4 protein-coding genes are annotated in these 6,319 nt (G+C 39.1%); all 4 read left to right on the plus strand.

What is annotated here, in order from left to right:
- The first annotated feature begins 185 nt into the window (after positions 1-185).
- The 4 genes from FC24_RS01065 to FC24_RS01080 all read left to right on the plus strand — a co-directional run bounded on the left by FC24_RS01065 (position 186) and on the right by FC24_RS01080 (position 6,072).
- Positions 186-1,073 carry a helix-turn-helix domain-containing protein gene (locus FC24_RS01065; protein WP_057873014.1) on the plus strand — a complete coding sequence of 296 codons (888 nt, stop codon included), beginning with the start codon at positions 186-188 and terminating at the stop codon, positions 1,071-1,073.
- A gap of 101 nt (positions 1,074-1,174) precedes the next feature.
- Entirely contained in the window at positions 1,175-2,728 is a 1,554-nt protein-coding gene (locus FC24_RS01070; RefSeq protein WP_057873022.1) for an ABC-F family ATP-binding cassette domain-containing protein, read from the plus strand.
- 631 nt (positions 2,729-3,359) lie between these two features.
- Positions 3,360-5,147 (plus strand): coiled-coil domain-containing protein, encoded by a 1,788-nt coding sequence (locus FC24_RS01075; RefSeq protein WP_235807286.1) that lies wholly within the window; start codon positions 3,360-3,362, stop codon positions 5,145-5,147.
- Between the two features lie 70 nt (positions 5,148-5,217).
- On the plus strand, positions 5,218-6,072 hold the full coding sequence (locus FC24_RS01080) for a fructosamine kinase family protein (protein ID WP_191980364.1): 855 nt from the start codon (positions 5,218-5,220) through the stop codon (positions 6,070-6,072).
- Positions 6,073-6,319: the final 247 nt, after the last annotated feature.

Genomic DNA, 6,319 nt, shown 5'->3' on the forward strand with positions numbered 1-6,319 from the left:
TCTGTCAGTATAATCGCATTATAGATTATGATATAATATTAGTATATTATTTGTTGGATAAATATAGGATATTATATAAACAGACAACAATTGCTCAAGGACCAATAAACAAATAAGTTTGAGCAAAGCTAGCTTGTTCACTTGCTAGCATGCAAAGAAAGAATGACAACGGGAACGTGATGACAATGAATATTGCTTATTTTGTAAAAACACGTAAGGCGATGGGATTATCGCAAAAAGAATTATGTGCAGGTATCTGTACGCAAGCAACGCTAAGCCGATTTGAAAAAAACGGTCAAGTACCGGCAATTAAAATCTTAATCCGGCTATGCAACCGGTTGAACCTAAGCCTGGCTGATCTTTTTCCTAAGGTTGAACAAGCCAGTAGTGCGTTGAATCAGAAAATGACGGATGTTGAATTTAAATTGATTACCATGGATTATCAATCGGCACAACAAGCTTTGCAGCAAATTGATTTTGATCAAATTACAAATGATGATCAGCGTCTGCGCTACCTTTATTTATCGGGGTACTTAACGACTTTATTGGCAGGTAAGAATACAGATGCTTTATTTGCGTTTAGTCAAATTCTGACCAGTCAAGCAAAAGAGCACACGGAAATTTACAACTTATTAGCGCTGACTGGCTCAGGGATGATTTATGCACAAAAACAAGAAAACGAAAAAGCTGATTTTTATTTCAATCGGGTCTTGAAGGAAATTTATGATTATAAAATCCACACCACAACGGATATTTGGCGGGTATTAAACATCGTTTATAATTGTGGTAAATTTTACTCTGAAGTCCAAGAGTACGAAACTAGCGATGCACTGCTGAATTACGCTTATAAGATTTGCGCGGATAACCATGTGACTTATTATTTAGCTCGAGTGGTTTTTCGTTTAGCGAAAAATAAATACGCACAACATCAACCAATAACAGAAATTTATGCCGATTTAAATGATAGCTGTGCATTTGCTAAACTAAACGGTAATACTCAAGAATTAGCGGCGATCCGAGCTTTCTACCGGCATTTACAAATTGCACAGGCAACTGGGACACAGGCTGAATAGGTGAGCTTACCAGCAGGTGTTTTCAAGAAAGCCTAGGTTTGACCACGCTTTTTAACTATGTTAAGGTTATTCAATTATTACAGAAAGAAGTGTGGATCACCATGAGTGTACTGACAGTGGAAAACCTGCGTCAGCAATTTTTGGATAAAACATTGTATGATGATACGGGTTTTACCCTGAATCAGGAAGATCACATGGGCATTATCGGCCAAAATGGTGTCGGTAAGAGTACACTGATCAAAATTATTACCGGTCAGATGTTGCCGGATGCAGGAAAAATTGCTTGGAAGAAAAAAATTAAAATTGGCTATTTGGATCAATATGTTAGTTTAACTGCAAAGCAATCAATTTTTGAATTTTTAAAGACGGCTTTTGATGATTTATACGCATTGAACGCGGAAAATGAAAAGATTTATGCTAGTTATGCAGAAAATCCAGACGATGAATTGCTAGCAAAGGCAGGCCGCAATCAAGAAATTCTTGAAGCACGCAATTTTTATGAAGTAGAAACTAAAATTCATCAAGTGGCAACTGGATTAGGTATCGATGCTTTTGGTCTTGACCGGGAAGCTAGTACATTATCTGGTGGTCAGCGCTCACGAGTGATTTTAGCCAAATTACTGTTGGAACAGCCTGATGTTTTATTATTGGATGAGCCCACTAACTATTTAGATACTAACCATATTGATTGGTTAATTGACTATTTAGTGGATTTTCCTGGAGCGTATTTAGTTATTTCCCATGATTATGAATTTTTAGGTCAAATTACCAATTGTGTTTGTGATATTGAGTTTGGCAAAATCACTAAGTATCATGGAACATTAAAGCAGGCTTTACGCCAAAAAGCTGCAAATAAAGAAACTTATTTGAAAGCTTATACTACCCAACAAAAGAAAATTCAAAAAACCAAGGCTTATATTCGTAAGTATAAAGCTGGTAGCCGTTCGACTATGGCAAAAAGCCGGGAAAAGCAGTTGGCACACATGGATGTTTTAACACCACCAGGTAATTTAGCTGTCTCACATTTTAGTTTTCCGTATCAACCCAGTGCGGTGAGAATGCTATTGGAAGTTAGCGATCTGGTTGTCGGCTATGACAAACCTTTGTTAGCACCGTTTAACTTTTCAATTATGCAGGCTGAAAAAGTAGCTATCACCGGGTTTAACGGTATTGGAAAATCCACTTTGTTGAAAACATTGTTGGGCATTATTCCACCATTAAAAGGTAACTTTGTTTTTTCAGAGACAACTAAGGTCGGTTATTTCCGGCAGGAGTTGCTTTGGCAAGATCCAATGCAAACACCGCTTCAAATTGTTCATGAACAGGCGCCAGGGCTGACACAGAAAAAAGTGCGCCAAGCTTTGGCACGAGCAGGCATCGAACGCGACAATGTGGTTAAACCCGTTAAAGTGTTAAGTGGTGGTGAGCAAACAAAAGTCAAACTGTGTTTGCTTATGCTATTCCCTGCCAACCTATTGGTACTAGATGAACCGACTAACCATTTGGATGACGATACTAAACACGCATTAGCACATGCTATTCGTGATTTTGAAGGTAGCGTCTTACTAGTCACCCACGAACCAGAATTCTACCAAGGCTGGATAGACCGCGTCTTGGATATAGAAAAATTACAGAGCGCACCTGAAAACGGCTAGCTTCTGAGGATTAACATAAAATCGGCACCATTCACGTAGTGGGTGGTGCCGATTTTGACGTTAACCGGAGGAAGCTGTTTTCAGGTGCGCGTTTACGGCAGTTTACTCAGAAAAAGCAGTGGCGGGAGCTTTTGAGTACTAGCCTAAGAAAGCCAATGATGCGCGTAGTGGATTGTTGGCTTTTTGTAGCTAGACGGAAAAAGCTGCCTTATCGTCCGCGTTTACAGCAACGTAGCGTGGGCTAGCTTCTGAGGATTAACATAAAATCGGCACCATTCACGCAGTGGGTGGTGCCGATTTTGACGTTAACCGGAGGAAGCTGTTTTCAGGTGCGCGTTTACAGCAGTTTACCCAGAAAAAACAGTGGCGGGAGCTTTTGAGTACTGGTTTTATGTAACAAAATGAAAAACTGGGCTTTCCTGTACATTTAAGGAATGCTGATTTTATCTCAATTTAGGGACAATTTCATGACAATTTTACAAAAAGTTACAACATGAGTTGATACCCTTTAATGAATGCATTAAAATTAAGCTAAATGGCTTATTTTTGTAGCGATTTGTTGTTAATGAATTTTCGCTGGCAAAAGTGGCCTTACTTCAAGGCGACTTGAACAATAATCAATGAGATGGAGATGGGGACAACGAGTAAATCAACAGATGCAGCAAACAACACGAACACAAACGATGTTACGTTGACTGACATCTTCAATGCGCGTTCGGCGACTGAAAATCAGTTGGCTGATTTGGAAAATCAACTCAAAGCTGTTAAAGATGAGTTACGCGACCAACTCTTTACTGAGCGAAAATTACTGTTGAATCAAATTAACCAAATCGTGCCGCAAATTGAGGCGCTGAAGGCAGACACGCAAAAAGATCAACAGGCATTGGACCGACTGCAAGGTGATGTGGAAGATGAAACCACTGTTCAGTTCGGCAATGTTAAACAACAACGGCAACAGTCGCAAGGCCAATTGGCTAAGGTTAAACAGCAACAATCTGCTGTCGCCGATTCAATTGAAGAATTTGAAAAGCAAACGGCAGCTGCTAAAGACGAATTGGCAGGCTATGAGCAAGAAGAAGCCGCAATGGTGGATAAAATTAAGCAAACCGATGATTTGTCTGCGATGATTTCTTTGGCTGAACAGCAAAAGAGTCATGTGCAAGTATTAAATGCCAAAAAAGATGATGTCAAGCGGCAGTTAGAAGTTGTTGATGTCAAATTGACTAATGCTCAGAAACGGCAAGCAGAACTGCCTAAAGAAGTTGCAGACATCAATGCTAAGCAAAAGATTTTAGATGAACAGCTACAAAAGCTGCAACAAGAAATTGATGCTAAGCAAGCAGATCGGAAAAAAGCGCGCGAAGCGGCAGACCGGCGTTTGACTTCGACTAAAAGTGCACTGGAAAATGCCCAAAACCGGCACCGGCAGTATAATGTCCAACTAGATAACACTAAGAAAAAATTAGAACAATATTTTCAAGTGACGGAAAGCGTTAACGAGGTTGTATTGGATCAAAAGACGCCTTACTTTGTTTTTGAGCGTGATTTAGCACCTAATCCAGACGAAACCCAAAAACAGTTATTGCATGCTAGCGCGGCAACTTTCCAACAAGCAGATGTGACACCAACCTACATTACAGTTGATTACAATGATTATTTGCAGCATACTTGGCAGGATTACCAGCAGCATGATTTAGTTGCGCCAAATGCAAAATTGATTAACTTGTATCAATCACTACAAGAAAGTGACCAACCACAGGCTAGCTCGGATAATATTATTCCGCAAAATGATGATTGGCAATATACCAAAGATGACGCGACACATTCAGAATTAGTTCGTGATCAAAATAATCAACCGGTGATGCAGCTTAAGCGCCGGGACGATGATACGCTTTGGTATGTGTTGTATTATAGCCAAGGCAAAGTAATTAAGCGGGATGTTTTTGATTTACAGGGTCGCTTGTCAGCAACGCAATACTTGGACCAAAATAATGCTAATCGGGTCGTCAGCGAAAACTTTTACCGGACGAATGGTAGTTTAGTCTTGGTTAAAGAATACAATGAAAATAATAAAGAAAACATTCAGTTGTTAAATGAAGCTGGTGTTTTATTAGAAGTATTTTCAAATGAAAATGAGCTTATTATTTGGTGGTTAAAGAACATGGTCTTTAATAGTGCTAGTCAATTGCTTATCAATACAGCAAATGACTTCTATACTTATTTACGTGATAATTGTCCAGATGATGTTACTTTGCTACCAGTGATTACAGCGTTAAGCCAGCAACCTGAATTGGTTAATGAAATTCTAACGGGTAAGGCAGGCATTCGTAATATATTCTTATTGCATCAATCTGACTACGAAAAAGTGATTGAAGGTAGTCAAATTTCACTTAATGCAAGTGTTCTAGGTTCTGAATAGTATTTCAGCTCAATAGCCGTGGCAAAGTCCTTTTGCCACGGCTATTTTGATCGGGAGGTTGATTTATATCATGATGTTGACAAAAAAGTGGTTAGCCCAGCTACCTTTAAGGGCAATTCAGAAAGTGAAAGCAGTTAGCGGTGGCGATATTAATCAGGCTTACCAAATTAAAACTGCAACTGCACGTTATTTTTTGAAAGTGCAGCCAAAATATTCGGCAGCTTTTTTTGCCCATGAGCAAGAAGGCTTGCACTTGTTGAGTCCAGTCGTTCGGGTACCCAAAGTGATTGCTAGTGGTGTGATCACCGGGGATGCTTATTTACTATTAGAATGGTTAGACTTGGGGGCGGGAAATGACGCCCAATTAGGAAAAGCGGTTGCGCAAGTACACCAGCAGCATGCACAGCAATTTGGCTTAGCCCATGATTTCACTGCAGGTAAGCTCCCTAAAATTAATACTTGGCAGAGCAGCTGGGCTGATTTTTACATTAATCAGCGTTTAAATGTTTTAGCACAATTAGCGCAGAAAAATTATTTATGGAATGATTTTCGGCAAACGCATTTAACTCAATTAACACAATTGATCCGGCAATATTTTAGTGCACATAAAATTAAGCCTAGCCTATTACATGGTGATTTGTGGGGTGGCAACGTCGATTTCCTAGCTGACGGCACGCCAGTTTTAATTGATCCAGATGTTTTTTATGGTGATCGCGAAATGGATTTAGCGATGACTAGTTTGTTTGGTGGTTTTTCCGACGCCTTTTATCAAGCTTATACACAGGCTTATCCGCTACGTCCAAATTATCAGCAGCGCATTACGTGGTACCAAACTTATTATTTGTTGGCACACCTGAATCTATTTGGTGAGATGTATGGTGGGGCATTGGATCGAACATTACAGCAGGCAACCGGAAATTTGTAGTTGACGTTTATTTGTATTTGTAGTACATTAAATGGGCTGTCAATTTAAGTATTTAACTAAATAAAAATTGTGTTTGACATTTTTGCTTAGACTTAATATACTTAAAAAGTTGTTTCTTACAGCTTATATAGTATAAAAAAAGTTAAAAAAGTTTTTGACAATTTTAGCTGTAAATGCTATACTAATTAAGCTGCGTTGGCAACACGTAGTCCTTTGAAAACTGAACAAAGTTTCAACGAATTAAAAG

Origin of the sequence: Loigolactobacillus rennini DSM 20253 (assembly GCF_001436505.1) — a bacterium.
GTDB classification, from domain to species: Bacteria; Bacillota; Bacilli; order Lactobacillales; family Lactobacillaceae; genus Loigolactobacillus; species Loigolactobacillus rennini.